General features: G+C 53.9%; 1 pseudogene. It reads right to left on the bottom strand.

Annotation, left to right across the window (positions count from 1 at the left end):
- Positions 1-32: 32 nt before the first annotated feature.
- Positions 33-1,017, bottom strand: a pseudogene (locus tag FEK50_RS24055) (IS3 family transposase); the annotation flags it as partial.

The raw sequence follows: 1,017 nt of genomic DNA, 5'->3' as shown, positions 1-1,017 counted from the left end.
TGACCCTGGCCCAAAATCAGTGCAGTGCTAAATCAGAGATCTTCGTCTTTCCGGAGACTTCGGATGAATTCAGCCGGAGTCATGTCATTTAATGATGAATGTGTCCTTTCATGATTATATTCCCTGCGCCAGCTGTCGAGTTTGTCCTGCGCATCTTCCAGTGACAGGAACCAGTGAATGTTCAGGCATTCATCCCGCAGACTGCCGTTAAATGATTCAATGAACGGGTTATCTGTCGGCTTTCCGGGGCGCGAGAAGTCCAGGGTCACGCCGTGTTCATACGCCCATTTATCCAGACTTTTTGAGATAAACTCGCTGCCGTTATCTGTCTGAATACGTACTGGCAGGCGCTTACCCAGCACCCGCAACCCTTCCATCACACCGACCACATCCTCGCCTTTCAGCGACTTTCCGGCATGGATCGCCAGACACTCCCGACTAAAATTATCGACTACAGTCAGCGCCCGGAAACGCCGTCCGTTAAACAGATTATCCGACACGAAATCCATACTCCAGCACTGATCGATATGCGTCAGGACCGGACGTTGCTGGCGATGTGCTGCACTGACATGTCTGCGGGGGCGCTTTCTGCGCAGGTTGAGGCCTTCCAGACAGTAAATCCGGTGTGTTTTCTTATGGTTAACAAGCCAGCCCTCCCGCCGCAGCTGGATATGAATACGCGGACAACCATACCGTATCCGGGTTTCCGCGATCTCCCGGATACGCTGGGTTATCGCCCGATCGTCACGCCGGCTCTGCCAGTGGTAGACAGTTCTGCTCTGCATCAGCAACCCGCATCCCCGGCGGACACTGATGCGGTATGCTTCCTGCAGGAAATGCACCGCCTGGCGCTTCTGAGCCGGCCTCAGAACTTTTGTTTCAGTACCTCCTGCAACATCTCCTTATCCAGACTCAGATCGGCCACCAGTTTCTTCAGCCGCTGATTTTCATCCTCCAGTTGCCGCAGACGCCGCAGTTCCGTCACGCCCAGACCGGCAAATTTCTTCTTCCAGTTGT

It is taken from the genome of Escherichia sp. E2586, assembly GCF_005781105.1.
GTDB lineage: Bacteria > Pseudomonadota > Gammaproteobacteria > Enterobacterales > Enterobacteriaceae > Escherichia.
This window is presented reverse-complemented; position numbering and strand designations above follow the sequence as displayed.